Raw genomic sequence first — 25666 nt, 5'->3', positions numbered from 1 at the left:
AATGACAGTTGTGAATAAACCCTTTTACGTTGAAGTTCCAACGAAATTAACACCGGATGAACAAATCATGATGATGGAGCTAGAGAAGGATGCCTTTCCGGGAACAGGTGCCATTGATGAACAAACACTGGTACCCATCGCTCGATACGGGAAACTCATTCTATACAAAAAACAAGACGATAATCGTCCTGTCGCCGTTTGTGAGTGTATGAGGGATTATAACAATCCTGATAAAGCCTACATCTTCGGATACTATGTTCGCTCAGATCATAAAGGGCAAGGTGTTGGCAAACAGTTTATGCGTGAAGTCTACTCTATTCTGAAACAAGACGGATTTTCACTCGTTTGTTTAACCGTAAGTGTGAAAAACATTCCTGCAGTAAAGCTATACGAACGAGAAGGATTCGAAGTGAAAGAAACGAGATATTCAGAGTTCGGAGTCGGGGAAGATCGTTATTATATGGAGAAGGTATTATAAGAATGTATTACACCACATGCCATGATGAGATGGCATGTGTTTTTTTTGCGGCAACATTCTCAAATTGTTTATTCCTCTTTTAAATAGGCTCTTTTCGTAAACTTTGTTGTTATTGATTACTGAAACCCAAAAGAGTTTACCGTTTAGAATTTAATATTGAGGAAAAGAGCACGAAATAAGAATTTATTCGTGTTGTATCATTATTCGTAAAAGCAACAATCACTGCGAAAACAGCCTTTAAATGAAAGCTATGTACCTTTGTTTAATCCTTTTTGTCATTATCAAGATTCCTGCTGTCATATACATTGTCATAGAAGGAGGAATGTGTATGCCAAAAAAGGTTTTACTCTTCACTGATTTAGGTATAGACGATGCTTTTGCCCTTATATATGCCTTCTTCCATAAAGGTGTAGAAATTGTAGGGATTGTTGCCGATTATGGAAATGTTTCGAGAACAAATGTAATAAGGAATATCAATTACATAAAATACCTGATGGGACAAGAAAAAATCCCCGTTTTTCTAGGTGCTTCCATCCCTTTAACCGGTATCTCGGTTCAGTATTTTCCAGAAGTGCATGGAGAAGTAGGGTTAGGTCCTATTACCCCACCAGACATTCCCTATCCGGTTTACCCTATTAATGATATTTATCAAATCATTGATGAAAATATTGAGGACCTTACAATCATCAACCTTGGAAGACTATCTTCGTTAGCAACTGCATTTATCATAAATTTAGAAAAGATGAAGAACGTGAAAGAATATATTTGCATGGGAGGAGCGTTCTTTTATCCAGGAAATGTAACAGCTGTGGCAGAGGCGAATTTTTATAATGACCCCTATGCAGCCAATTTAATTTTGCAACATGCCAAAAACTTGACGATTATCCCATTAAACATCACACAACGTGCACTTGTTACTCCCGAGATGGTTGAAACAATCGATAAATTCCACCAAAAAACTCTGGATCCTGCTGGACTGATTATCAAACCTATGCTGGACTTCTACTATAAGTTTTACACCAAAACAAATCCTGGTATTAAAGGCAGTCCAATGCATGATTTTATGACAATTTGGTTTTTGTTGAATCCTGAGTTTGTAAGCATTTCAAAAGTTCCTGTTAAAGTAATTCCTGATAGAGGGGAAGGATTTGGACAAAGCATTGCCGACTTTCGCTTTGAAGCTAATCCAGACTATAAAATGCATAATGTAGCTTTTCAATTTGATTATGAAGCCTTTAAAAGAAGTATTTTGGAAACTCTCTTAAAAAAGAGATAGAGTTTGCCTAGTTAAAATAATCACCTTCTTCTGAACGAACATAGGAATAATCATAATAGAACTTAGTTGTTGTGGAACAATAACTTGAAAAGATGAAGAGGATGGCATTTTATGAAGAAGGTGACAGTGTTTGTCCTAAGCGTTTTGTTCTTAATTCTCCCCTCACAAGGGTTTGCTCAACGAAAAGTGCCCATATTAGTTTATCATTCCATTGATGATTTTAAAGGACTCGGGTCCAAGGAGTTATATGTAACTCCGAAGAATTTTGAGAAACAAATGATCTATTTACAAGATCATGGCTTCACATTATTAACTTTTGATCGGTGGAAAGATATTCATAAAGTAAAGAAGCCAATTTTCATTACATTTGATGACGGTTACAAAAACAATCATCATGCATTTGCGGTTTTTCAAAAATTAAAAAGCGCCAACTTTAAACCAGTAGGTACGATTTTTGTTATTTCTGACTTTATCGGTCATTCAAACAGATTAACGGAATCTGATTTGAAAAAGATGAGTGATTCGGACTTATTCTCTATTCAGTCACATACTGCCACACACACTGATTTGACGAAAATAAGAGATATTGAATATGAATTGAAGGTATCCAAAGACAAGATCCAAAGAATAACAGGTAAAGATGTTACCGCACTATCTTATCCATACGGTAATTTTAATAAAAAAGTGGTAGCAGAAACAAAGAAATACTATCGGTTCGGACTTACAACCACCCCTAGCCTTTTTTCTGAAGAGAACATGAAAGACGAACTTTATGTTTTGCCTAGAATTTATGTCAAGTACTCGACGAGTCTGGAGGAATTTGCAAAGATCGTTGAAGGAGAATGAAGGCGGTTACGGTTCATGGTAACCGTTTTTTATTATAGCGATGGGGAAATCTTTTAAAAAGAATCATATAGTTGCTACAGAATGAACAGGTATACGATTTCTAATTTACATCTCTACTGATTCAAATATTTCAACTTTACAATTTCATTGCCGATATGAAAAGAGTCTTTCACAAAATATCCCTGGACGCTCTCTTTATACTCTAATTCCTTAATCTCTATAGGTGCCAAACCAAGTTTTGGTTTGTAACTAAAATCAAATGGACCAGAAATAATAGATAACTTATTATCGGAACCAATTGTTATGATTGCAATCTTACCTTTTCGGAAGATCATCCTCCAGTTACCTCGATGGTTTGTAGCCAAATCTAAATAATCTGCATCACTATTGTTAACAAAGAAGATATGATCATATGGTTCCTGCAATCCTTGGTTTTCAACACCATGTCCAGGATGAAAAGATTTCAATCTCTGGGAACGACCTTTTTCATCTAACCAGTATTGACTACCCATTGAAGTTTTGAATGTCAGTACAGGTTTAATATTCATATATTTCAAACCTCCCTATCTTTTATTCTTCCAATCATTTTAGTATATTCCGTTACTAGATGGGGGACTTGTACGATTGCAGATAGTCATTCGTGGATTTTTAAAACGATATAATTTTAATGTTTTTGAAATCTATAAACGAAAAAAGGACCACTAGGGGTCCAAAAGGGTGGAGTTTCAAATATTAAAACTTTTGAGGGAACTGTTTCATAATACCTTTAGATAACACATCAGCAAATTGGATTAAATGTGCTGTGCCGTGATCGAAAGCTTTGATATCTGCATTCCAATCCTTTTTAAAACGAGCAGATACCACGTCTGACACTTGTTGTAAATGCATATATAACATGTTTTTAATTTCGTCTTTTTTCCAATAAGGATTTGCTTTTGAAAGAAAGGCAGTGATATCATCTGCATTTTTGTACCATTCTTTATTGAATTTTGTCATGGAAACCTGATCATTGCTCTTGATAGCAGCCACTAATTTTCCCGCAATCACAATATGATCCGTTAGAAGTTGTCCAAGTTGGTCTCCAGCGGCTTTCCCATAAAATGGCTTAATTGCATTGCCGATATCCTTTTGATTTTTAAGTAATCGAGCTAACACAACTTCTTGATCTTCAAGACCAGCAAGTGCACTCTTAATATAATCCCTCGTATAAACCGCATGTTCAATCCATAATTTTCTCATGTTATCATGAAGCTTTAATTCTTTTGCACTTACGCTCTTGGTTTGAATCCTATTGTTACTCTCTGCGTTAGCATTTTGTGGAATACATACAAGTGAGAGAGTAAATAGAGCGATCGCTATTTTAATCATCCAATGTCTCATGTCTATAATCTCCTTTATTAAAGTGAATTCCTACTTATTTTGGATAAAAGTTCCGTATTCCATTCATGGTCTAAAAGTAAGTATTCATTTATCCACATATTGTTATAGTGGAAAACTGATTAATTTTACAGAAACTGGCCTATTTAATATAAAAATACGCTATACTTGTCGAGGGGAATTTTGAAAAAATGGGGGAAATTCGAAGTGAGATTAATCAAGAATATAGCTATTGTAATCATTTTGCTCCTACTTTTATCTTTAGGGATTGCAGCACCATGGGCATTTATAGGAGTGAATATTTTCATTGTCGGCCTTTTTTTAAGATGGGCATATTTAAAAAGAAATACTTCATTTAAGAAATATGGTTGGGTGATGACTGCAGGAATTCTGCTAACTTTCATTATTGGTCTTTCAACCATGGAAGCTCCGGAACAGGAAACAGAAAAGCCGAAGGTAGAGAATCAAGCTAAAGAGCTTGCTGAAAAAAAGGCGAAGGAAAAAGCAGAAAAAGAAAAGAAGGAAGAAGAAGCTAAAAAGGCTGAGGAAGCCAAAAAAGCGGAAGAACAGAGAGTAGCTGATGAAAAAGCAGCTCAAGAAGCAGCTGAAAAAGAAAAACAGGAAGCACTTATTAAACAAAAAGAAGAACTTGCGAAAAGCCTTAATCTTGAATTAGTAACGATTGGCAGAGTCGTAGATGGTGATACAGTGGAAACGACGGACGGCAGAAAAATCCGTTTGATCGGTGTTAATACGCCTGAATCGACCACTAAAATCGAAGAATACGGAAAAGAAGCAAGTAACTATACTTCTTCAAAGTTGACGAACAAAGAAGTTTGGGTTCAAAAGGACGTATCGGAAACAGACCGATATGGTCGTTTACTTCGAGTGGTGTGGCTTGATATTCCTACGAACGATATGGATGAAAGCGAAATCCGTGCCAAAATGTTTAATGCTGACTTAGTATTGAACGGTTATGCAGAGCCTTCAACATACAATCCTGATGTCAAATACAGTGAGATGTTCATGAAGTTTGCCCGTGAAGCGCGCAATTCGAACAAAGGTCTTTGGGCGATTTCAGATGAGGGTACGACTAAAGGGGATCTGGATACAACGAAAGCAGCGAGTACTACTTCATCCGGAAGTACATCAAGTAGTTCTTCAAACAATACAACAACTGCTCAAACACCAGCCACTTCAAGTGCGACTGAGTCCTACCAAAACTGTACGGAACTGCGTAAAGTCTATCCCGATGGGGTCCCATCAACACATCCTGCATACGATTCAAAGCATGACCGTGATAAAGATAATTATGCATGTGAAAGATAACGTGGAGAATTAACTAAAAAAAGAGAAATCGAGTATGAAATCACAAAGATTTTATACTCGATTTTTTTGTTGGCCGAAAAGAATGTATAAAATTTGTCCTAGTTACTGTGCTTTTTTGTCTGAAAGGGGCATTTACAAAAGAAACCGGGTTTTACACAAATAAAATGCTAATCCTCTACACAAATAAAGTGTACAGTTACACAAATAAACCTTACAGTTTTACAAATAGAAATTCTTCAATAATCTACTTTCTGAATCAGGGGTGAAAATAGATACTAAATACTACTTTTTACACTTCCTTCGTCTTCAATATGTGACGATTTTTCCAACAGTCTATTTCATTGGTGGGAATTTTTAATGTAAATCATAGATAGATGCCAAAATGATTGTCAAAACAAGAGAAATTTCTCAAATGATTCGAGTATTAAATAAATAAAAAAAGCTGCAGTATAACTGCAACCTCATAAAATAGCCATTTATTCAATTTGTTTTGGAGAGTCGATTCTGCTTGAATCATCCGTGTCGAGGGACAACTTGATTAAGACGAAGAAAACACCGCCGATAATGGTTAGACAAATCAAGATACCGAGTGTCACAATCCACAAATAAGCCATATTAACCCCTCCTTGAAAAATATATATGCAAAGGGAAGGGGGAAATTTCCGTAAATATTTGTGGTGATGAATTTCTTGTTAAGAGATGACCTTATTGATCTCTCGTTCTGTTAGTCAAAGAACATATTTTCTTCTTATATTCATGTATGGTGATATAATGATATAGAGTGCCATTATTTTTTGGGGAGTGACAAAGTCTTGGATTTTATTCTGATTATATTTTATGGCTTTGTTGGTTTAGTCGGTCTGTTTCTATTCATTGTATACGCTGTTAGCATGGGAATTGACCATTCAAAGTCTGTTAAAGCTTTAAGATATGAGTTGAAAGAATTAAAAAAACAACTTAAAGATACTGAAGAAGAAAAGAATAGTCCGGGAAGGTGGCTTTAATTTGCTTGCTTTTCTATTGGATAGCACACCATGCTCTAGAAAATACTATTTTCATTTAGGGAAAGGTGTAAGTTGTGAAATTGAAAAAGGCAGAAGGATTGCAACGATCCTCTGCCTTTTTTGCTTTTATGAATCATGCTTTGTGCATGATTGTAAGTAACTTGCGTGACGCAATGTCAGTGTCTTTAAATATTTTCTCTTGAAAATTGCCGCGGTTCAAATTCCACCCTGGTGGTTTTAGCATAAAACGAAGGTTCGTTTTAACCTAAACGACGTTAGCCCTACCTCTCAAACGTCCTTACGGCTCCGAAGCCGATCCAGTTGTGAATAGTTGTATCTAAAAAACAAAGTAGAATGCCAGTACATCTAACTTTGCGTAATGTGAGATTTCCAAGTTACTTTTCAATAGATTAAAAGCATACTTGACTATATTATCATTGATTCCTGAAACTGTCAAATGGTTTTATCCATTTCTATGGGAATTAACATAATCCATGATCATCTCAACACTAACCAATTTCCTTTTTGGTAGTTCACCTTTCATATTAAGAGCATTCATCTCTTTTGTAACCTCATTGATTCTATCTGTTTTGAAAGGCTTGTTTTGTTTACAAAGTTCAAGCGCTTCTTCAATAAGAGTTTCACGATATTGATCAAGCTGCAAGAATTCGGTTATCGTTCTATTTTGTCCTCCAACATGTTGGCTGATAGCTTTATGTACGCTCATTTTCATTCTCCTAATCTAAATAAGTTAACGGATTTCATCATTATATCATCTACATAAAAAGGTCTGCCACCTTTGAACGAAATGCGATATAGTTTAATTAAATACAGGAAATGGGGTTATGGGATGAAAATGGATAAAACGACATTGTTTCTGATTGATGATAAGAAAGGTTTTACCCCAACTTTTAGCCATCTTGTTTCAATGATGAACTACACTCGTGATACTACACTTAGAGCGGTACAAGGATTAACGATTGAAGAATTGGATTTTCTGGTCCATCCTAAGGCAAACTCGATCGGGATGTTGCTGGCACACTTTGCAGCTGTAGAAAAATACTATCAAATTCATACATTCGAGAATAGGGAAATGAACGAAGATGAAGAAATAGAAATCCTTGCTGGTTTAGAGCTAGGGGAGAAGGGGCAACAACTTTTTCGAGGTCAGCCACTTGAATATTATTTAAAGGAATTAGAAGACGTTCGAAGGTACACATTCGAGAAATTCCAAGCACTTTCTGATGAATGGCTTTTTGAGCAAAGCGATTTTTGGAATCATCAAAAAGCAAATAATTATTTCAAATGGTTCCATGTATTCGAAGATGAATTAAGTCATCGAGGTCAGATTCGTATGATCAAGAAGTTGCAGCCGATAATGAAATAGATTTAAGCAAAATGCAGCTATTGGAAAAGTGCTAATAGCTGCATTTTGCTTATTCTTATTTTTTCCAGAGGAGGCTCATTCGACAAAAGATAAAAATAAGGATGTTACCAATAAATGATAGAAGAAAAACCCATTCTGGATTAGCGAGTTCAGAGATCCAACCTGCTGCAAAAATGGCGAATGGCATACCGAGTTTAAAAGCAGAGCCGGTGATGCCACTAATTCTACCGATTAAATGGTGCGGTGTGGATTCCTGACGGAAGGTCCAGATGCAGAGGGAACAAATCGTGCTGAATACACCGTTTAACAAAAGTGAAACTCCCAAAACATAAGGATTGCTAGCGAAATACATCATTAAGTAGGTGAAACCTAACAACAGTGTAGTGACAGTGGTTACTACTCCTGTCGTCCATTTTGCACGGACTTTTCCAATGATTAAGCTTCCTAGCAAACCACCAATTCCAGCCGTTGAGAGTAACACACCGAGCTCTGCGTTTGATAGTTTCAAGACATCCTTTGCATAAAAGATAACTGTGGTATCGACCATACCCGCTGTTGAATTCAGGAAGACGACAGCAATGGTGACAAGCCAAAGTGTCTGGTTACGATAGAGTTCCACCCAGCCTTCTTTTAATTCCTTCCAGAATCCTTCTTTCTTGGCGATCCCCACATTTTCGTCCGCTTTTACTAAAAGAAGAATCATAAAGGAAAACATGAAAGATATGGCGGTGATAAGCAACCCCATATGCAAGGAAGATAGCATAAGAATCAATCCTGTTAGAGCGGGGCCCATGATGCCAATAAAATTATGGACCAGGTTAAAGCTTGCATTGGCAGATGTGAGCATTTCGTTTGGAAGTGCCAGTTTGACCATGCTGGCACGGGCATTTAGGAATGCATAGTTGAAGGTCATCAGAAAAAAACCGCAAATATAAAAAAGCAGGATTGGTGCGTTTCCATAGTGTATGGATAGGAATAAAACCAGCAAGATAACTATCTGAAGGGTGATCATCCATAGTGACCAGCGTTTTTTCCTTGCCCGATCTACAAGGACACCAATGAACATGGCTAAAAATAGATTCGGCAGAAATTCAATTCCTCTCATGGTCGACATCACGACCGGAGAAGACGTTGTACTATAAAGAATCAATGGCAATGCAAGTTCATAGATTTTACTTCCGAAAGTGACGATGGTTCCGGATATTAACAATATTAGAAAATTAGGGTTTTGCCAGGCGGCTTGCCTTTTGATTGGTTGAGATTTTTTTATTGCTGAAATCATATTAATCCCTCTTTACGCTTTGTTTTATAAAAATTATAATTTTTAAAAAGAGGAAGAAAAAGAGAAAGTTCAGAAAATTTAATTTCACCTTTTATAGGGAGAGTTTATATGAATATGGATCAGCATTACATCACACTTAGAAAACATTTCGAATCTATTAAGGATAATGAAGAATTTCCTATTAAGATGGAGCAACTTGAAGTGGTCTTGTCGTGTACGAGAAGAAATGCTCAAATCTTGGTAAAGCGGATGGCGGAAGAAGGATATATCGTATGGAAAGCGGGCCGTGGCCGTGGGAATCAATCCACCATGCTATTTATACAGCCTCTGGATGAGTTGATATTTGAAAAAGCGAAAAGGCTTGCTGTTGATGAAAAGTTAACGGATGCATGGAAACTGGTCGATCATTTTACTGGGGCAAAGATTGAGTTTGCGAATTGGCTGCATAAGCATTTGGGCTTTATTGAGAGCGTTGATGAAGATACACTGAGATTTCCTTTTTACCGCACGGTACCCGATCTTGATCCAACATTTGTTCATCGCAGATCAGAGGCGCACCTTGTAAATCAACTTTTCAATAAATTAGTAAAGTTTGCGGATGGAAAATTGACTCCAGACTTAGCTCATTTTTGGGAGAGTTATGATGAAGATTCAGTTTGGCGCTTTTATTTGCGTAAGGGTGTGAAATTTCATCATGGAAGGACATTGACGTCTAAGGATGTAGAATATACATTTTTGCGTTCAATGAAATACGGTCATTATGATCTTATGCGAGATACGATTATGGAAATTAAACCAGTCGGTAAATACACCATAGATTTTATTTTGAAAGAATCAAACGCATTGTTTGCCGATTTCCTATGTTCGGAAAGGTATTCCATCGTTCCGTTCGAGTTGGAGCAGATTAACCTTACGCGACCATTTTCAGCCCTTCCGATTGGTACCGGTCCTTTTCGTATAAAAAAGAATACAGATTCCATTTTGCAGCTTGAAGCACATGATGAGTATTTTGGGGGAAGACCTTGGCTAGATCGAATTGAAATGTGGGTTTGGCCAAATTATCACCGCCTGGAACACAAAGGGCAAATGCGTGAAGACGACTTATATTTTGGAGGTTTTCCCGCAGAAGAACCGTCATTTAATCAAATTCAGAACCTCGAGCAAGGTGCTGTCTATTTAACGTTCAATTTGAACAAATCTGGACCAACAAAAAACGTTTATTTTCGTTCAGCGGTTCATCATGCACTTGATCGAGAAAAGATAATGGGACTGGGTGGGGCGAAGGAGGCACCTGCTTGCAGCTTCTTTACAGATTATAGCCAAAAATGCTTTCAGTCTGATTTTGATAGGGTAAGGGCAAAAGAGCTGTTGGCAATGTCAGATTACAAAGGAGAAAGTCTACATCTATATACCTATGTAATGCCATCAAATGAACAGAATGCTAGATGGATAAAAGAACAACTAGGCTTATTGGGAATCAATATCGAAGTGACAATCCTGCCAATCTCAGAATTAAGTAACCCAGTTGTTTTGGCAAGAGCCGATTTTGTAGTTGCTGGAGAAGTATTGGGTATCCAAGAAGACATCGATCTAATTGAAATGTTCAATTTCAGAAATGGATTTATCTATAATCACTTAGGTGATGCGGAAATGGAATTGGTTCAGGAATGTCTATCGTTGTGTAAGAGAGAAAGTAGTTCACAAGTACGAAAAAGCCATTTGAGTTCCCTTTTGGAAAATCTTACACAAGAGCAAAAGCTGATTTTCCTCTACCATAGCAAACAAACGGTCCAGCACAGTAAATCTTTAAGCGGGATTATCATGAATGGGTGGGGAAATGTTGATTATCAAAATATCTGGATTAAGAGGGATTAACGCTTATATTAACAATTAACGCTTATTTTTGTGGTGATTCTTCAACTACCATGAAAATAAGTTGCTACAGAATAGAAAAATGACAAAACTTAAGAAGACCCTGCTCGATCGTTAAAAAAAGAGGAGAGCATGAAAATAAAGCTTCTATGGATTAGGGTTGACTGGATCAAGGTCAGTATCAGTATTGACACTTCCTATGCATTTTCATTCTCTGTGGTGAAGCGCCGTTTTTGCGCTTCATGGATGGCTAACGGGTGCGTTGATCCTGGAAGGATTACGTACTCTTTTTGTTGAACTCCTTATTGAACAAACGGAGCAGGTTAGTTTAATAAGAAGAACTGGGCTGTTGTCGTAAGACACAAACTATGCAGTATATGGGTGAGATTAACAGATTATTTATGAATGATGACCCTAGTACCAATTGGAACTCGAGATGATAATTCTAAAACATCATGATTAAACATTCTAATACAACCGTGAGAAACGCTTTTACCTATAGATAATGGATTGTTTGTACCATGTATTCCATAATGAGGTCTTGATAATCCCATCCACAAAACCCCAAAAACATGTCTGGGAGGATTTGGCTGCTTATTTATTATGATGTAAGTGCCAAACGGTGTCGCAGTTAATATTTTGCCAGTAGCTATCGGATAGGATTTTATCAGTCTGTTTCCGTCATACAATCTTAATCGGTGTTTTGATGTTGATACGTCAATCCATCTCGCCACGAAGATCAACTCCATTTTTTTAATAATGTATGTAGTAACTCAAGCCTTTGTTATTTAACAGGGATTGATTGAACAGGATTGTATGAGAAGTTAATGAACAGTAATTTGGGATTATATGCAATAGCAGAGAAGGTGCTTGTTGGTTGAAGCTCTTCTTGTGCTAACGATGCAGGTTAGCTTAAGAAGGAATTAGTATTTTTTTTATAGAATTAGTTTTCTGACAGGAGATTTGTGGAACAAGGGTAATTTAATTACGCTGAAAGAAGGCAAAGTTAATATAAATAAACACAATTATTACTTTATTGATAAAAACACTGGCAAAATTTGTGGACCTGATATACTTGATAACGAGAAATTAAATGAACCACACTCGTTGAAACAGTTAAAAACCCTTCTTTATAATGAGAAATTAATGATTTTTATCAGGAAATTTAAAAATGTCTTAGAACCAATTCCTCAAGATGAAGTGAAAATGAAGTGGGAAACGCAATTTAAAAACAATATTTCCCTTAAAGAATCAGATTATTTAGAGGATTACCCTAATGAATATTTCTACTTTGTTGACAAATGGGTTATAAATAACGGGGAGATGATACTTGTTTTTACTTTAGTCCATTAAAAAGTAGCTTGTTCAGCTAACGGGTTGCTTGAGTTGAAGAACAAGATACCGTATGAGTGGCTTCTTCTTATTGAAAGTGGCTGGGGGAGAGAAAATAAGTGTTTGAGCTTAGGTTGATCCACGGGTGCATGATGGTCCACTAAATCAATACAATCGCCATTCGACCCTCATGTCCGCGTATAAAAACATCAAACATGAAAACTTCCGTTACTATGTCCTCAAGCAGAAAGCCGATGTCTTCCATGCCATGAAGAATTTCTTTCATAATGAAGAGAATAAGAAATTTGCTTAAACGAGACCGACAGGCTGATGTCTGTTGGTTTTTATTGTGGATTCTAAATATTTGTAGGGTATAGGGTTTAAGTAGTAATTGTAAGAAGTGGCTGCAGTTATAACTATAGTAAAGTGATCATAAAGACTTCTTACTCGACTGAAATCAGACCATATAGAAGTGTCATTTCAGAGACACAAGAGAGACGTTAATATATTAATACGAAAGATCAGGTTTGTTTCATCAATCAAAGCAAAATCATAACATTATTAATCATATTCCTGATAAATTATGCGGTGATAGTGTTAAATAAACAAAGTTCGGTAAATAATTTTGAAGATTAACTTTGATGAAAAGGAGTAAGAAAATGAGTTCGAGATATCAATTAGGGGAAATATTAAACGTTTGGGACGAGGATGGAAATATTGATATTAAAGTTGTTAGAATTACATCCGTTGTTGACATTAATGATCCGAATCGAACGTTTTATAGGTACAAATTGTATTCAGTTGAATACGGTTCTGATCGACAATGGGATTTTCCGCAAGAACATTTAACACAATTAACTCTCAATCAAGAAGATAGAGATTGGGATAAAGTTGACGAAGAATACTTCGCTTTTAGGAAAATTTAATGGGAGGAAAACAGTAGTTCATTGCTCTATGAGCTTGCGCATTTTTCAAGAAGAATTAATTCACTTTTTTGTTGAAGCAATGTTCGGAGTTTTTCTTATTTTGGTGACGGTTAGATATAAACTTTTCCAATGTGGCGGCATTTTCCATCCACAAAACATTGAATATTAACCCCATTCTGACCCAGAACCTATTTTTTAATTTCCTAACGGAGGCTTTACTTCAATATGAAGTGAAGCCATTTTCTTCTTCATTTAACGGATCAGGTTGCTTAATATGCACTACTATTAAATAAACTAAAATTTCAAATATTTTATAGTGGATGATGATAATATGAAAAAAGAGAGCAAAAGTGAAGTTAAGAAAATGAGTGGAATTTTCAACCATATGCTCTATTTCGAAATTTTTGTTACCTATATTCAGAGTGTTGACGGTTTAATTGATAATAAAAGAGGTGGTACAGTGACGAAAAGAGAGCTTAAAGGAAAAGAGAAGTATTTTCAGATATTAGATTATCTTGTTTTTTTAATCGTAATATTTGGAAACGTATTTGGGATTTTCAACGAAATTGAAGGAGTTGAGAAATTCATCTGTATTACATTCTTTGTTTTATGGGGAATATTTGCATTCATGAGACATATTCAACATAGAAAAGTGGACGCCTTTTTAGCAATCACAATCGTAATTTTTACGATACTTAATTTGACTACATAGGATTCTATGAACTTAAGAATTTCTGCAAAGATGAATTCCAGATTCAAATCAAATACAGATTTCATTAAGAGATGCCACACTTCAAGGCATCGCCTTTTTCTTGTTCGATCAGAAAAGCAGATTGTAAAGAAATGTAATTGAAAAATAGGGGTGTTTTTGCCACTTGGTAACTTTTTCTTATTGCACTAATGGAGCAATTTATTTAAAGAAGGAAATAGTCACTATAACTAAGAAATACTGTACCATACCATTTATTCCTTTATTAAGGGAGTTTTATTTTAAAATTATTGTATTATGAAATTATGGAGTGATTTCAATGGTGTTAGCTGATTTGTGTGAAGCCTGTAAAGTAAATGTAATTAACATCGAAGAAACCTCAGACGCCCCCAATCAGCCTTATAAATTATGCAATAAATGTCACGATAGGTTAATAAAACTCTCCTTGAGGCCTATCGAATGGTACAACCTTGCAATTATCCATTCTACCAATAAGTTTTTGCTACACGATGATTTTTACGATGAAGATGGGGAAGCTAGTCAACCAGAAGAAGATAGTAATTGTAACTGATAAAGATAAAGCACCAACATCGGAAGATGTTCAAAATGATTTAGAGTCTTTGATAGATTTTTCTATAACTAGATGGTTCCTTGAAGATGATGTAATAAAAGCTCTTAAAGAACACGATAATCAAACGATTTTAAAATCCATACAATCCAGATTTTATGAAACAGAGAATTACGAAATAAAAACTCGAATGTTAGAAATTGTGGCTGATGTATTAGGTACCACAGCTTCAGAATGGGTCCTATTGAAGAGGGCTTAAATAATGTATTTGAGAAATTGAAATCGGTAAGAGAAAAAGAATTGCCAATAGTCGCTTTCAGCAGTCTTTATCGTTTCCGATCAAATATCATACTCGTTTGGATGGAGTCTAATTGTACTATTTTTAATGATAATTGGGGAAGGTTAGCAGCCTTATGTTTGCCCACCTGGGATAGAATGAAAATGTGGCTAAACAAAGGAAGACCATTAAGTTTAATTGCTCTTGATACAATGGCAAACTGTTTTATTAGAGGCGGAGATCCTGTTGTTGAGCAATTTTCTCCTAAGATACTTGGAAAAGAGAAAAAATGAAGTAGAACAGATATTAATTGATTATTATCAAAGGGATGGTGTTCCTCGTGTCAAAATGAAAGTAGCTAGAATAATGGATAACAAGAAAGAAATATTTCAATAGTTAGTTCCTTTATTCTAATCACCATATTAGCGTGTTTCAAATTGTTTTTTTATCCAATTTACAGCAGTTTGTGAATAATTTTACTTAAACAAACGAGTGCGTTGATCCAGGAAGGATTAACGCTTTTTATGTTGAACTTACTTATTGAACAAACGGGCAGTATAGTTGAACAGAAAATAGTTTTTATTGGTTATATACAAAGGGTTTGATATAATTTGTTTATTGAAAAATTTTGAGAAAAAAAGGATGAGTGATTTTGAGAATTTACTTTCTCCTCCCTGCAATTGCTATAACGATCATATGGTTAATCTTTAAAGCTGTTATGATAATTTTTATTAAAAAGGAATTTGTTTTGAAGCGAGAAGTAGTGAATCTTTTCTATTTCATAAGTGTGATGGGAATAATCGGACTAACACTTTTCCCTATTGAAATAGCTACGGGTACTGAATACGATTCACCTAATAATTTTGTGCCATTTTCAAGTATTAAAGAGTTATTAAATCACTTTTATTTTATGGGTCCCTTAAAAAATATCTTAGGAAACATCATATTATTTATTCCGTTAGGTTTCATACTTGTTTTGAAATTTAAGAGAATAAATGGCATGCTAACTGTGATTATAGTAGGGTTATTAAGTTCAACAACAATAGAGATTATTCAACTTCTATTACCCAACAGGGCGTTTGATGTTGATGATATTATATTAAATGTTTTAGGGACTATGGTAGGGTTCTTACTTTTAAAATTAACCAGTATTGAAAAAATTATAGGATTGAGTTCAATTCAAAAACAATTAAATTAAGATTGGCCTATTAAACAAACGCGTGCAAGAGTTAAAGATCAGAGCTGTCATCGAGGCAGCTTTTTCTTGTTGAACTAAACCAGCTAATAGTTTGTCAATATTTTTCAATAAAAATTTAAAATATCTCATGCTATACTAAAAATGTGCATGCCAAATAACCTTCCGTTAGACTAATTTTGGAAGGTTTTGTGATATTTAGTTAGATATAGGTTCTAAGCTATATCTTGGAAAGTCGTTTTATTCTTTAGTAGGGTAAATATCCAATGTAAGAGCTTATTTACACAAGCAATGACAGCTACCTTAAAAGGTTTTCCTTCTTCACGTTTCTTATCATAGAACTTTCGTAATTTCTTATTACGAGGAATGATCTCATCGCTTGTTTTGCTCTTGCGACAGTCACGTATAGCACAACGAACAGCCATATATAGGGCGTGACGAAGCCTGCTGGACCCTCTTTTTGTGATTCGATTCTTGGTGGCTGTAAACTTACCAGATTCAAATACACTAGGATCAACTCCAGCGAAAGCTACCAGCTTTTTAGGATCCGTAAATCGGTCTATCTCCCCAATTTCTGAAATGATCGTTGCCGCGATTTTTTCTCCGATACCAGGGATAGATTTGATAATATTATATTCTTCAACTTCTTTTGCGAGGGCATCTATCTCTGACTCTAACTTGGATAGGTGCTCTTTATATTGAAGAATGATATTAATATACATACCAAGACTCAAAATATGACTCTGATACAAAGTCTTTTCAAACGGATTTCGGTTTGCGGCTGCCTTGAGTTGAATAGCTTTTTCATTGGCCCATCTGTATGAACGACTTTTACATAATTGAGCGATTTTGTCAGCTATGGTTTCCACACTTGCCTCTAATATATCTTCAGATGAGGGAAACTCTGAAAGAGTTAAGAGTGTTACTACTGAATACAAGTCCCCAAAAACTCCTCTATATTCAGGAAAGACCTGTTCCAGAATCGCTTGAAATTGTAGTTTTGTTTGAATCAATATATTAGTAATATTTTCGTGCTGCCTTGTAAGATTCCGAAGGTTTAATAGCTGTACACCACGCTTCTTATACGGCTCTAAATCCTCCTTATAAAACAGCTCGCAGAGATGGTAAGCATCTATCGCATCTGTCTTTACTTTTCGAAGACTCGAACTCTTAGCCTTATAAGAAATCAATGGATTAATAATTATCAATAAATACCCACGGTCCTCCAAGTATTGAACAACAGAGGAATGATAATGTCCTGTTGCTTCTAGAACGACAGGTGGTTTCTTACCTGTTTCTCTCTTTATGTCCTCTAGAAAATCTACAAGTAAATCAAGACCTTCAATAGTGTGTGGAACTTTAAAACTCTTTCGATATGGTTTTTGCCTTTATATAAAAATGCCTGAACTTGACTTTCCCCTTTTGAAACATCCAGACCAATGACTGGATTCATTCTAAAATCTCCTCCTAAACTAGTAATTTGCCAGTAACCCCTAATCCTCCATGCAGTATCATAGCTTCGCTTGTTATACGAGATCTAAGTCCCAACCAGCCTCAATCATGTTTCTACAAGTAGGGGGCGAACCGTTTACTTGACGGGGTCAAAGCCCCACGGGCAGTTACGTTCTACCCTGGCTACTGATATAATAAGACCAAAATAAATAAGGTCAACCAGAAATATTTAGCATTCTGGCTAACCTTATAATACGAAGGGGCAGGTTAGTTGAACAATAAAAGGGTTTCCCGTCTAATTTAAATAATAGTATTAAAACGTAGGAGGTAATAATATTTGAGAAAATTTATCTTTTTGGCTTTATCATTATCCTTTATGTCTTTATTTATTTTGGGATGTCAATCAAAAGAGAACGTTTCCTCGGAAACAACTACTGTTAATTCATCACCTAAATCAGAAAGCAATAAAAGTCTTTCAATAGAAAAAGACTTTGTAAGCATTGATGTTTCAAAAACAAAAGGGTCTAATGAAATTACTTTTGATGATAAAGAATCCCTAAAAGCCTTTCAAGATATCTTTTCAAGTGCAGTAAAAGAGCCTGGCAAAGTTAATATGGCTAACCCCGAATTTTATATGGATGTTGTTCACGATAAGAACAATGAACAAAGTTTATTTCTATGGATAGGTGAAAAAGGACAAAAAAGCACATTTATGAAGGCGGAAGATTCAAACACCATATATACTGTTCCAGAAAAAATGACTGATAAATTGATTGAATTAGTTGAATCTCGTTATTAATGAGAACTTTAATGTGTTGGTAAATGTATGTTGCGATGAAATTTAATTAAAGAAAAAATGGTGCCAGATAATAATAAGAAAACGTCTTAACTGGTAGGGATTGTGAAGAAATGTACTTAAACAAACGGGTGCTTTAGCTGAAGATCGGAGCTGTCTTTAAGTCAGCTTTTTTTTTTATGCAACTATCGGGGCAGTTTAGTTGAATAACAGTTGCATAAATCAGTATGAAATCCTTACTTCATTGCAGGAAGTAAGGATTTTTTGTTGAATAAATAAAATTAGAATATTATGGAATTTTTATGTGGATAGGAGAGGTTAATATGTCGTTTATGATGGTTAAAAAAGAATTTAAGCTTGTTGGATTAAAAGGTAGTGGGGAGTTTGTTAACTTTGGTAATGAAGTACCCTTGCTTGCAAAGCAACTATTAAGTCGCTCAAACGAAATCCTAAATCTAACAGAGACCGAAATTGCATTATTTGAGCCTAAAAAGGATGAGGAGCATAGGATAGGTCATTATTATGTAGGGTTAATTGTGAGTGAGAGGTTAAATGAAGTACCAACAGGAATGGATTATATTGAAACAAATAAAAGTTACATAACTACAAGAGGGAATATATCTAATTTGGGAGAACTTCATTTGAATTTATTGAATTGGGCAGAAGAACAAGGTTATCAAAGAGATCTCGATTCTTATATTATCGAGACATATCACCCTATGGGCGAAGGAGATGAAGAAGTACAGATTTATTTACCAATTCAAGCTTAAAAGACAAATCAAAAATCTTCTTCAACAAACGAAGCAGGTTAATTCAATAATTTGGAAGGAAAGAAACACAAAAAAGAGAATTATTTGATATACCAGATTAAAGTAAGGAGAGGTAAATATGAGTAAATCATTTATTGAGCAAGTACATTATATTAGAATTCCTGTAAAAGATTTAGAACAGTCTGCACAATGGTATAGAGATGTATTAGGGATTCAGTTATTAAAAATTACTGACGATCCATTTGCGATTTTTAAAGTAAATGAGGGAGCTTTTTTACTTATCTTAGTTCCAACTGACGATGAAACATTTGCCCACTTTACAATTAATAATGAATCAGCTTTTAGTATTGGCTTTACAAGCCCAGAACTATCCGAATTTCGTCAACACCTAATTAATAATCAAGTTAAAGTCGAGGATATACAAGAAGATAACGGTCATTCGTATTTCCACTTTTATGATCCAAATGGTAATAAACTTCAAGTACACTGGTAGGAACAAAATAAATTTCCTTATTGCATTAACGGGTGCAAGAGTTGAACAACGAAGATGTTATTTTGTCAGCTTTTCTTATGGTGAAGCGGAGGTGAAAATTGGTTGGCAAATCTGAAGTAAATCAAAAAGGACACAAAGCTAAAAGACACCAAGTTTAAAGATACAGGGTGTCTTTTATTTTCTCAGATTGTTATCTTTGTCCCATCAAATTTTGTGAGAGAGAATCCTTTGAAAAACTCGTTATAGGTTTTTCTGTAATCCCTCATTATCCCAATGGCCATAGATTCTCCGAGCATAATTCCATCGAAATAATCGTTGCGGTAGTGAATACCACCGAACGACCGGCCGATGGAAATATTTGATGCAAGTTTATTTAGTTCCCCGCCTATCGTAAGCGGCGGACCTTCGTAAGGTATGAGGGAAAGACCATCGGAACTGGCAACAACCGGATCGGGGATTACAAACGATTCATTAAAGTAGGCCTTCAGTATTGTTACCATTGCTCCAATAAGTGCTGCATGACCGGAAACATAGGATGGATGCGCAGGAGCTCCTTCTGCATATGCCTGAGGTAGCAAATAGGTGCCGAATTTATTAAAAGTTTCGGCAAGTGCTTCCGAATTCAGAACTACCGGATTTATCGGGTAATCAATATCCGATTTCTGATTTTGAATTCGGCCGCCGAATTCCTCCGGACGGAGACTGCGATGGACCAGCCATTTTTGGAACCAAACTGCCTCAAGAGCCGGACGCGAAGCTCTTGTCACAAAGTCCAAGATATGCGGTGGTCCAAAGGTAGTGAAACCAACTTGGGTTGCAGAGTTAAAGTAAGGATTGGACGGATCCAAAGCTTGTCTGCCAAAACTATGCAAAATGTAACAAGCAATTAACCCGCCATCAATGGAACTATCCCTGTGTACCCATTCTCCCAAATCCCGACCATTTCGAATATAGCGAGGTAGGGGGTCAAAACGATTTGGGGTAGGAGGACTGGAGCCGTTTTGTACAGCCAGCCAGTCGTCATAAGAAGTTAGATGGTCGTCCCCAGGAACAGTGGTACGGTATCGCTGGATAATTTTAGTTGAAACAAAGGGGACATCCTTCCATAAAAATTGTGAAATATATGGTCCTGTTAAGTCGCCTTGAAAGTTCCCTCGGAATAAGGTACCTGTCGTGACTAGTCCATTCTTTTTCGGTCCCCGAAAAATAGGCAGGCTGGAAAGTTCTTTTGCAGCATAATTTGTTAATGGGTCTTGATTATATATATTGAAAGGAATATCCCGTGCCAATGCTTGCCAATAAAGCTCAACCATCTCTCCAGCTATTTCAGCACTGCTAAAGGCTGGTGGTGCTGGAATAACCAATTGGTGACTATTAGGTCCGACTAATTCGAATGCAAAAGCACCCTGTGGATTTACTAGTTTAACAACGCCACCCAGTGGAATCTTCTCAAAGTCGTTAGGGTCTCCTGTTTCCAATGCTTTTAAATATTTATTATAAGCTTGGATGTTTACCTCGCCTAACTGATTATGCGGAAATGCTTTTGTATAACTGGCAATTTTATTTGGATACCTATCTTCATCCCCATTACAGGGATGGTGAACTAATGGCTGATTTTTATAGAATCTCGCAGCATCCTTACGAATATCAAATACCTTCTCGCGTCTTTCAGCAGGAGATAAGGGACCGAGAAGACACGAATTTTTGTCCTTAGCAATTTTGTCATTTTTCATTTTACATTCATCCATACTTTCTTCGTGATCCATTTTTAACACCTCCATTTGATAACTTATTCAAAAGTTAAATGGATGATTGGACAAACTAACAAATAGATTGGATATGATTTGGAGTGGTTTTTGAATCATCTTGTGAATAAAAATACTTAAACTATAGGGTGCGTTGATCCAGGAAGGATTAACGCCTTTTTTGTTGAAATTGTTCTTAAGCTAAACCAGCTAATAGTTTGTCAATATTATTCAATAAAAACTTAAAATATCTCATGCTATACTAAAAATGTGCATGCCAAATAACCTTCCGTTAGTCTGATTTTGGAAGGTTTTGTGTTATTTAGTTTATTTTTGGTTCAAAGCTATATCTTGGAAAGTTGTTCTGTTCTTTAAAAGGGCAAATATCCAATGTAAGAGTTTATTGACACATGCTATTACAGCTACTTTAAAGGGCTTTCCTTCTCCACGTTTTTTGTCGTAAAACTCTCGCATTTTCTTGTTGCGAGGGATGATTTCATCCGTTGTTTTTTTTTTTATGGCAATCACGAATTGCACAACGAACAGCCATATATAAGGCGTGACGAAGCCTACTGGACCCTCTTTTTGTGATTCGATTCTTTGTGGCTGTAAACTTACCAGATTCGAATACACTAGGATTAACTCCAGCGAAAGCTACTAGTTTTTTAGGATCAGTAAATCGATCTATCTCCCGAATTTCTGAAATGATCGTTGCAGCGATCTTTTCTCCGATACCAGGGATAGATTTGATATTATTATATTCTTCAGCTTCTTTTGCAAGGGCATATTTCTGACTCTAACTTGGATAGATGCTCTTTGTATTGAAGAATGATGTTTATATACATATCAAGACTCAAAATATGACTCTGATACGAAGTCTTTTCAAACGGATTTCGGATTGCGGCAGCTTTGAGTTGAATAGCTTTTTCATTAGCCCATCTGTATGAACGACTTTTACATAATTCATGTATCTTGTCTGTAATGTTTCTTCACTTGCTTCTATAATATCCTCGGAAGAGGGGAACTCTGAAAGCGTTAGGAGTGATACAACAGAATATAAATCGCCAAAAACTCCTTTATATTCTGGAAAAACTTGCTCAAGAACAGCCTGAAATTGAAGCTTCGTTTGAATTGTGACTCCAGTAATATTTTCATGCTGTCTTGTAAGATTACGAAGGTTTAACAATTGGACACCACGCTTTTTATAAACGAGGATATTTATTGATTATTATCAATCCGTTGATTTCATACAAGGCAAGAGGTTCAAGTTTAAGAAAAGTAAAGGTCGAAAGCCCCACGGGCAGTTACGTTCTACCCTGGCTACTGATATAATATGACCAAATAAAAAATGGTCAACCAGATATATTTAGCATTCTGGCTAACCTTATAATACGAACGAAGCAGGTTAGTGGAATAAAAAGTGAATTAATCCATTATTATCTGTATTATGTTAATTGCATAAATCAGTTGTACAGAGATAATAAAGTTGTTTAATTTGCAATTATTTTGCGGTAATGAAATTAAATATCAAAAATACAGGAAATATCTTCTTGACAGTCGAATATTAGCCTAGAACCATAGTTAACTATTCCGATGAGGAGGATTCTTGTGCGTCCACGACCATTATTTATTGAAAATCCAGAGCATGATAGGTATGTTAGTCTTGTGCCACATGGAGATATTGAAGAAATACTTACTAAGCAACGGACTAAGACCCTTACCCTCTTAAGCAGCGTATCAGAGGAGTCAGCAAGGAAGGCGTACGCACCAGGGAAATGGACTTTAAAAGAAGTGATTGGGCATATGACCGACTCGGAACGTGTGATGTCGTATCGAATGCTTGCCATTGCACGAAATGAAAGTGCACCACTCCCAGCAATGGAACAGGAACAATACGTTTCTGCGGCAAACTTCAACAAATTATCCTGGGAGCAGTTACTAGCTGGTATAGACACGGTACGCTCCAACACGTTAAGCCTTATTTCAACCATTGATGATGCAGCGTGGGTTCGTAATGGAACTGTAATGAACAGCCCAGTTTCGGTAGGTACCATTGCATATGGCATTGTCGGGCACGAGTTACACCATATGAAAGTGATTAGTGATAAATACTTATAAGTCTTTTTCTATTAATGAAAAAACCTAATTTCGCATTTAATGCTGAAAAATTAGGTTTTTTAATATTGAAACTTCCTTAACGTTGTAAATCTGCATTTTCCTGAAGCTACCCCTTATAGCGAACTTACTATACTTTCAATCAGAACTAAGGAGATAATTTATGTTGGATTTATAAAAACAAAAGAAAAAATCATTGCCTTAGATGAGTCAGATGGTAAAAAGCATTGAAATGATGACCGCCGCTTATTTGGAAATGGCAAAAGACGGAAAAGGTGACTTTGCAAGCGATAAATGTGTAGATGAACTAATAAAGATATTAAATAATATCCCTGGACCAGATGTACTAAAAGAGATGTATAAGAAAAAGCAACAAGAGAATTAAATAAAACTTCTTCTTCAACTACCATGAAAATAAGTTGCTACAGAATAGAAAAATGACAAAACTTAAGAAGACCCTGCTCGATCGTTAAAAAAAGAGGAGAGCATGAAAATAAAGCTTCTATGGATTAGGGTTGACTGGATCAAGGTCAGTATCAGTATTGACACTTCCTATGCATTTTCATTCTCTGTGGTGAAGCGCCGTTTTTGCGCTTCATGGATGGCTAACGGGTGCGATTGTTCAAGAAAAACAGTCGATTTATCAGTAAAAAGGAGTTGTCCATATGGTAGAACATGGTGATGGTGGTGTCTCGAAAGAGTTTAAGAAGAAAGTAGAAGAGCTTTGTGATAGGCTTGCACCAAAAAATAAAGAAAACAACGCTGTATGGCAGCTAGTTAGTGAAATATGCAAGGACGATGTAAAGGAATAACGCCAACAATCTCTTTATTGACCTATGTTTAAGATCAGAAATTAAAATATTTTTTTGTTGCGCAGTACAAAGATACTTGCAATACATAATCAATAAGAGACGATTACACCACAAAAGGAATCGTCTTTTTCTGTCGGCTAAATGTTATAGAAAATAAAGATGTAGCCCATACTCCTTGGTATTTTGGGTGTTTGAATGGGTAATCCTTAGTTTACCAATCTTAACTAAGGAGTGTTGATTTTTATGAATCTAGGAGAGCAAATATTATCAGATTTAGTGACAGCTTTAAAAGAGTTGTACCCTAACATCGAAGTGGAAAATACAAAGAATAAACTGTCTACTGTTTTATCAGTGTATTATATTCAAAGAGCGGAGTTAGGCGAATTTCATCCTGATCTGGAGGACAAAATTAAATTGTTCATTTCAGCAAAAAAACTAGAAGGATTAAGTTCTATTACTCTAGACAACTACCTCCTGGAATTAAGTATGTTTGCTGATATCGTAAAAAAGAAGGCTTAGGACATAGCAACAGCTGATGTTCGCATGTATTTAAGTATAGATGGGACCTTAAAAATGAGCACAATTAGAAAGAAACTATCTATTTTAAAGAGTTTTTTTAGTTGGTTAGTTTCAGAAGAATATATCAAACGTGATCCAACTACTAAATTAAAAGCTCCAAAGGATGAATTCAGACTTCCTAAATCCTTATCAATCGAAGAACTGGAAATGTTAAGAGAAGCATGTGAAACAGTTAGACAACGTGCTTTTCTTGAAGTATTGTATGCAACTGGCTGTCGTTTATCTGAAGTTCATGGATTAAATAAAAGTGATATCAATCAACAGAATATGAGCACATTAGTTATAGGTAAAGGTGATAAACAAAGGGAAGTCTATTTTTCAATTAGAGCTATGTATCATTTAAATAAATACTTAAAACAACGCGAGGATGACTGTAAGGCCTTAATGATTACAGAGAGAAAACCTTATAGAAGATTATCTAAACGTGGAATCCAAAGGGAAATAGGAATGATAGCTCAAAAAGCTGGTTTAAAAGACAAAGTTAGTCCTCATGTTTTAAGACATACATTTGCTACATTAACATTAAATAATGGAGCTGACCTTGTAGCTATTCAAGAGCTGTTAGGTCACAGTTCACCAGATACTACACTAAGGTACGCAAAAATTACTCATGAAAGGAAACGTGAACAGCATAAAAAGTATCTAATTCAATAATGTTTGTTTGTCATTCGACCAAAACTGCGACATTAAATAAAAAAGAGAGGGATTCTAAAGCATGTTAGAATCCCCCTCCATATCATTTAATCAGATTCGAATCCAATAGCTTGGACAAACTGACAATCAACAACGATAAGTTGTCCTCCTTCTCTCTCAGAATTGAAGAAAGCACAGCAATTTTTTTCATCAAAATTTACAAAAACGAGATCTTCAAGGATAGTCCCACCTGATAAAAATAAATCTACTTCTGTATTTGTTGATAATTTTCTAAATTGATCACATGCGCATCCTTTGCAACGATGTTTACTTTCACTTTTCTTTCTACAATCTTCACATTCTTCGTGTCTCATTCCCTTTACCTCTCCTTTTTTAAAAAATAAGTTACAATG

Annotated in this window: 29 protein-coding genes and 3 pseudogenes; 22 read left to right on the top strand and 10 right to left on the bottom strand. The window is 35.7% G+C overall.

Translation table 11 applies throughout. The features are described from left to right. The first annotated feature begins 1 nt into the window (after window position 1). The 3 genes from BMZ31_RS00135 to BMZ31_RS00125 all read left to right on the top strand — a co-directional run bounded on the left by BMZ31_RS00135 (window position 2) and on the right by BMZ31_RS00125 (window position 2600). Entirely contained in the window at window positions 2–478 is a 477-nt protein-coding gene (locus tag BMZ31_RS00135) for a GNAT family N-acetyltransferase (protein ID WP_090829703.1), read from the top strand. A gap of 328 nt (window positions 479–806) precedes the next feature. Further along, window positions 807–1754, top strand: coding sequence for a nucleoside hydrolase (locus BMZ31_RS00130; protein ID WP_090829702.1), 948 nt, complete (start codon window positions 807–809; stop codon window positions 1752–1754). Between the two features lie 111 nt (window positions 1755–1865). Then, window positions 1866–2600, top strand: coding sequence for a polysaccharide deacetylase family protein (locus BMZ31_RS00125; RefSeq protein ID WP_090829701.1), 735 nt, complete (start codon window positions 1866–1868; stop codon window positions 2598–2600). A gap of 113 nt (window positions 2601–2713) precedes the next feature. On the opposite strand, the gene BMZ31_RS00120 is transcribed toward BMZ31_RS00125, so the two are convergent. After that, on the bottom strand, window positions 2714–3148 hold the full coding sequence (locus BMZ31_RS00120) for a hypothetical protein (protein WP_090829700.1): 435 nt from the start codon (window positions 3146–3148) through the stop codon (window positions 2714–2716). A gap of 184 nt (window positions 3149–3332) precedes the next feature. Continuing rightward, window positions 3333–3980 carry a glycosyltransferase gene (locus tag BMZ31_RS00115; protein ID WP_090829699.1) on the bottom strand — a complete coding sequence of 216 codons (648 nt, stop codon included), beginning with the start codon at window positions 3978–3980 and terminating at the stop codon, window positions 3333–3335. A 204-nt stretch (window positions 3981–4184) separates the two neighbouring features. Between BMZ31_RS00115 and BMZ31_RS00110 the strand changes: the two genes are divergently transcribed. Continuing rightward, the gene (locus tag BMZ31_RS00110; protein WP_175477958.1) at window positions 4185–5306 is read left to right on the top strand and encodes a thermonuclease family protein; all 1122 of its coding nucleotides are present in this window, start codon (window positions 4185–4187) and stop codon (window positions 5304–5306) included. Between the two features lie 476 nt (window positions 5307–5782). On the opposite strand, the gene BMZ31_RS20165 is transcribed toward BMZ31_RS00110, so the two are convergent. Further along, window positions 5783–5920: a hypothetical protein gene (locus BMZ31_RS20165; protein ID WP_175477957.1), complete on the bottom strand. Its 138-nt coding sequence runs from the start codon at window positions 5918–5920 to the stop codon at window positions 5783–5785. Window positions 5921–6118: 198 nt separating this feature from the next. Here BMZ31_RS20165 and BMZ31_RS00105 point away from each other — a divergent pair, with 198 nt between their 5' ends. Beyond that, window positions 6119–6310, top strand: coding sequence for a hypothetical protein (locus BMZ31_RS00105; protein ID WP_090829698.1), 192 nt, complete (start codon window positions 6119–6121; stop codon window positions 6308–6310). A 463-nt stretch (window positions 6311–6773) separates the two neighbouring features. On the opposite strand, the gene BMZ31_RS00100 is transcribed toward BMZ31_RS00105, so the two are convergent. Further along, the gene (locus BMZ31_RS00100) at window positions 6774–7037 is read right to left on the bottom strand and encodes a DUF2533 family protein (RefSeq protein WP_090829697.1); all 264 of its coding nucleotides are present in this window, start codon (window positions 7035–7037) and stop codon (window positions 6774–6776) included. 123 nt (window positions 7038–7160) lie between these two features. On the opposite strand from BMZ31_RS00100, the gene BMZ31_RS00095 reads away from it, so the two are divergent. Further along, entirely contained in the window at window positions 7161–7697 is a 537-nt protein-coding gene (locus tag BMZ31_RS00095) for a DinB family protein (protein ID WP_139205901.1), read from the top strand. 55 nt (window positions 7698–7752) lie between these two features. Here the strand turns inward: BMZ31_RS00095 and BMZ31_RS00090 are convergent, their stop codons facing one another. Further along, window positions 7753–8979 (bottom strand): MFS transporter, encoded by a 1227-nt coding sequence (locus BMZ31_RS00090; protein ID WP_090829696.1) that lies wholly within the window; start codon window positions 8977–8979, stop codon window positions 7753–7755. 108 nt (window positions 8980–9087) lie between these two features. Between BMZ31_RS00090 and BMZ31_RS00085 the strand changes: the two genes are divergently transcribed. Beyond that, window positions 9088–10854 (top strand): ABC transporter substrate-binding protein, encoded by a 1767-nt coding sequence (locus BMZ31_RS00085; protein ID WP_090829695.1) that lies wholly within the window; start codon window positions 9088–9090, stop codon window positions 10852–10854. 392 nt (window positions 10855–11246) lie between these two features. Here BMZ31_RS00085 and BMZ31_RS00080 read toward each other — a convergent pair whose 3' ends face one another. Beyond that, window positions 11247–11585, bottom strand: coding sequence for a L,D-transpeptidase (locus BMZ31_RS00080; protein WP_090829694.1), 339 nt, complete (start codon window positions 11583–11585; stop codon window positions 11247–11249). Between the two features lie 229 nt (window positions 11586–11814). On the opposite strand from BMZ31_RS00080, the gene BMZ31_RS00075 reads away from it, so the two are divergent. The 7 genes and pseudogenes from BMZ31_RS00075 (at window position 11815) to BMZ31_RS00055 (ending at window position 15861) form a co-directional block, all read left to right on the top strand. Further along, complete coding sequence (locus BMZ31_RS00075; protein ID WP_090829693.1) at window positions 11815–12204, top strand: hypothetical protein; 390 nt, start codon at window positions 11815–11817, stop codon at window positions 12202–12204. Window positions 12205–12337: 133 nt separating this feature from the next. Next, window positions 12338–12496, top strand: a pseudogene (locus tag BMZ31_RS19975) (sporulation protein YhbH); the annotation flags it as partial. A gap of 346 nt (window positions 12497–12842) precedes the next feature. Further along, a complete protein-coding gene (locus tag BMZ31_RS00070; protein ID WP_090829692.1) occupies window positions 12843–13109 on the top strand; it encodes a hypothetical protein in 267 nt (88 codons plus the stop codon). A gap of 331 nt (window positions 13110–13440) precedes the next feature. Beyond that, window positions 13441–13821 (top strand): hypothetical protein, encoded by a 381-nt coding sequence (locus BMZ31_RS00065; RefSeq protein ID WP_090829691.1) that lies wholly within the window; start codon window positions 13441–13443, stop codon window positions 13819–13821. A 524-nt stretch (window positions 13822–14345) separates the two neighbouring features. Then, complete coding sequence (locus BMZ31_RS20595; protein WP_254778527.1) at window positions 14346–14645, top strand: hypothetical protein; 300 nt, start codon at window positions 14346–14348, stop codon at window positions 14643–14645. Then, entirely contained in the window at window positions 14621–14956 is a 336-nt protein-coding gene (locus BMZ31_RS20590; RefSeq protein ID WP_254778526.1) for a hypothetical protein, read from the top strand. The genes BMZ31_RS20595 and BMZ31_RS20590 overlap by 25 nt, the downstream gene beginning before the upstream one ends. Before the next feature lie 359 nt (window positions 14957–15315). Beyond that, the gene (locus BMZ31_RS00055) at window positions 15316–15861 is read left to right on the top strand and encodes a VanZ family protein (protein WP_090829690.1); all 546 of its coding nucleotides are present in this window, start codon (window positions 15316–15318) and stop codon (window positions 15859–15861) included. A gap of 212 nt (window positions 15862–16073) precedes the next feature. Here BMZ31_RS00055 and BMZ31_RS00050 read toward each other — a convergent pair. Then, window positions 16074–17311, bottom strand: a pseudogene (locus tag BMZ31_RS00050) (IS110 family transposase). Window positions 17312–17647: 336 nt separating this feature from the next. Between BMZ31_RS00050 and BMZ31_RS00045 the strand changes: the two are divergent. From BMZ31_RS00045 to BMZ31_RS00035, 3 genes are all read left to right on the top strand, one after another. Beyond that, entirely contained in the window at window positions 17648–18109 is a 462-nt protein-coding gene (locus tag BMZ31_RS00045) for a YhfM domain-containing protein (RefSeq protein ID WP_090829689.1), read from the top strand. 320 nt (window positions 18110–18429) lie between these two features. Continuing rightward, window positions 18430–18876, top strand: a complete 447-nt coding sequence (locus BMZ31_RS00040; RefSeq protein WP_090829688.1) for a GyrI-like domain-containing protein — start codon at window positions 18430–18432, stop codon at window positions 18874–18876. 118 nt (window positions 18877–18994) lie between these two features. Then, on the top strand, window positions 18995–19369 hold the full coding sequence (locus tag BMZ31_RS00035) for a VOC family protein (RefSeq protein WP_090829687.1): 375 nt from the start codon (window positions 18995–18997) through the stop codon (window positions 19367–19369). 182 nt (window positions 19370–19551) lie between these two features. Here the strand turns inward: BMZ31_RS00035 and BMZ31_RS00030 are convergent, their stop codons facing one another. Continuing rightward, window positions 19552–21135, bottom strand: a complete 1584-nt coding sequence (locus BMZ31_RS00030) for a vanadium-dependent haloperoxidase (protein WP_254778525.1) — start codon at window positions 21133–21135, stop codon at window positions 19552–19554. Window positions 21136–21441: 306 nt separating this feature from the next. Further along, window positions 21442–22321, bottom strand: a pseudogene (locus BMZ31_RS00025) (IS110 family transposase); the annotation flags it as partial. Window positions 22322–22722: 401 nt separating this feature from the next. On the opposite strand from BMZ31_RS00025, the gene BMZ31_RS00020 reads away from it, so the two are divergent. The 5 genes from BMZ31_RS00020 (at window position 22723) to BMZ31_RS00010 (ending at window position 25274) form a co-directional block, all read left to right on the top strand. Continuing rightward, window positions 22723–23232, top strand: a complete 510-nt coding sequence (locus BMZ31_RS00020; RefSeq protein ID WP_090829686.1) for a DinB family protein — start codon at window positions 22723–22725, stop codon at window positions 23230–23232. Window positions 23233–23434: 202 nt separating this feature from the next. Next, window positions 23435–23614, top strand: coding sequence for a hypothetical protein (locus BMZ31_RS00015; RefSeq protein WP_217642730.1), 180 nt, complete (start codon window positions 23435–23437; stop codon window positions 23612–23614). 280 nt (window positions 23615–23894) lie between these two features. Further along, window positions 23895–24041 (top strand): hypothetical protein, encoded by a 147-nt coding sequence (locus BMZ31_RS20160; RefSeq protein ID WP_175477956.1) that lies wholly within the window; start codon window positions 23895–23897, stop codon window positions 24039–24041. Window positions 24042–24284: 243 nt separating this feature from the next. Next, the gene (locus BMZ31_RS20585; RefSeq protein ID WP_254778524.1) at window positions 24285–24560 is read left to right on the top strand and encodes a hypothetical protein; all 276 of its coding nucleotides are present in this window, start codon (window positions 24285–24287) and stop codon (window positions 24558–24560) included. A 54-nt stretch (window positions 24561–24614) separates the two neighbouring features. Further along, a complete protein-coding gene (locus BMZ31_RS00010; protein ID WP_254778523.1) occupies window positions 24615–25274 on the top strand; it encodes a tyrosine-type recombinase/integrase in 660 nt (219 codons plus the stop codon). Between the two features lie 86 nt (window positions 25275–25360). Here the strand turns inward: BMZ31_RS00010 and BMZ31_RS00005 are convergent. Beyond that, window positions 25361–25666, bottom strand: a 306-nt coding sequence (locus tag BMZ31_RS00005; protein WP_254778522.1) for a hypothetical protein, incomplete at its 5' end; no start/stop codon positions are given.

Source organism: Bacillus sp. cl95, from assembly GCF_900115925.1.
Lineage (GTDB): Bacteria > Bacillota > Bacilli > Bacillales > Cytobacillaceae > Neobacillus_A.
This window is presented reverse-complemented; position numbering and strand designations above follow the sequence as displayed.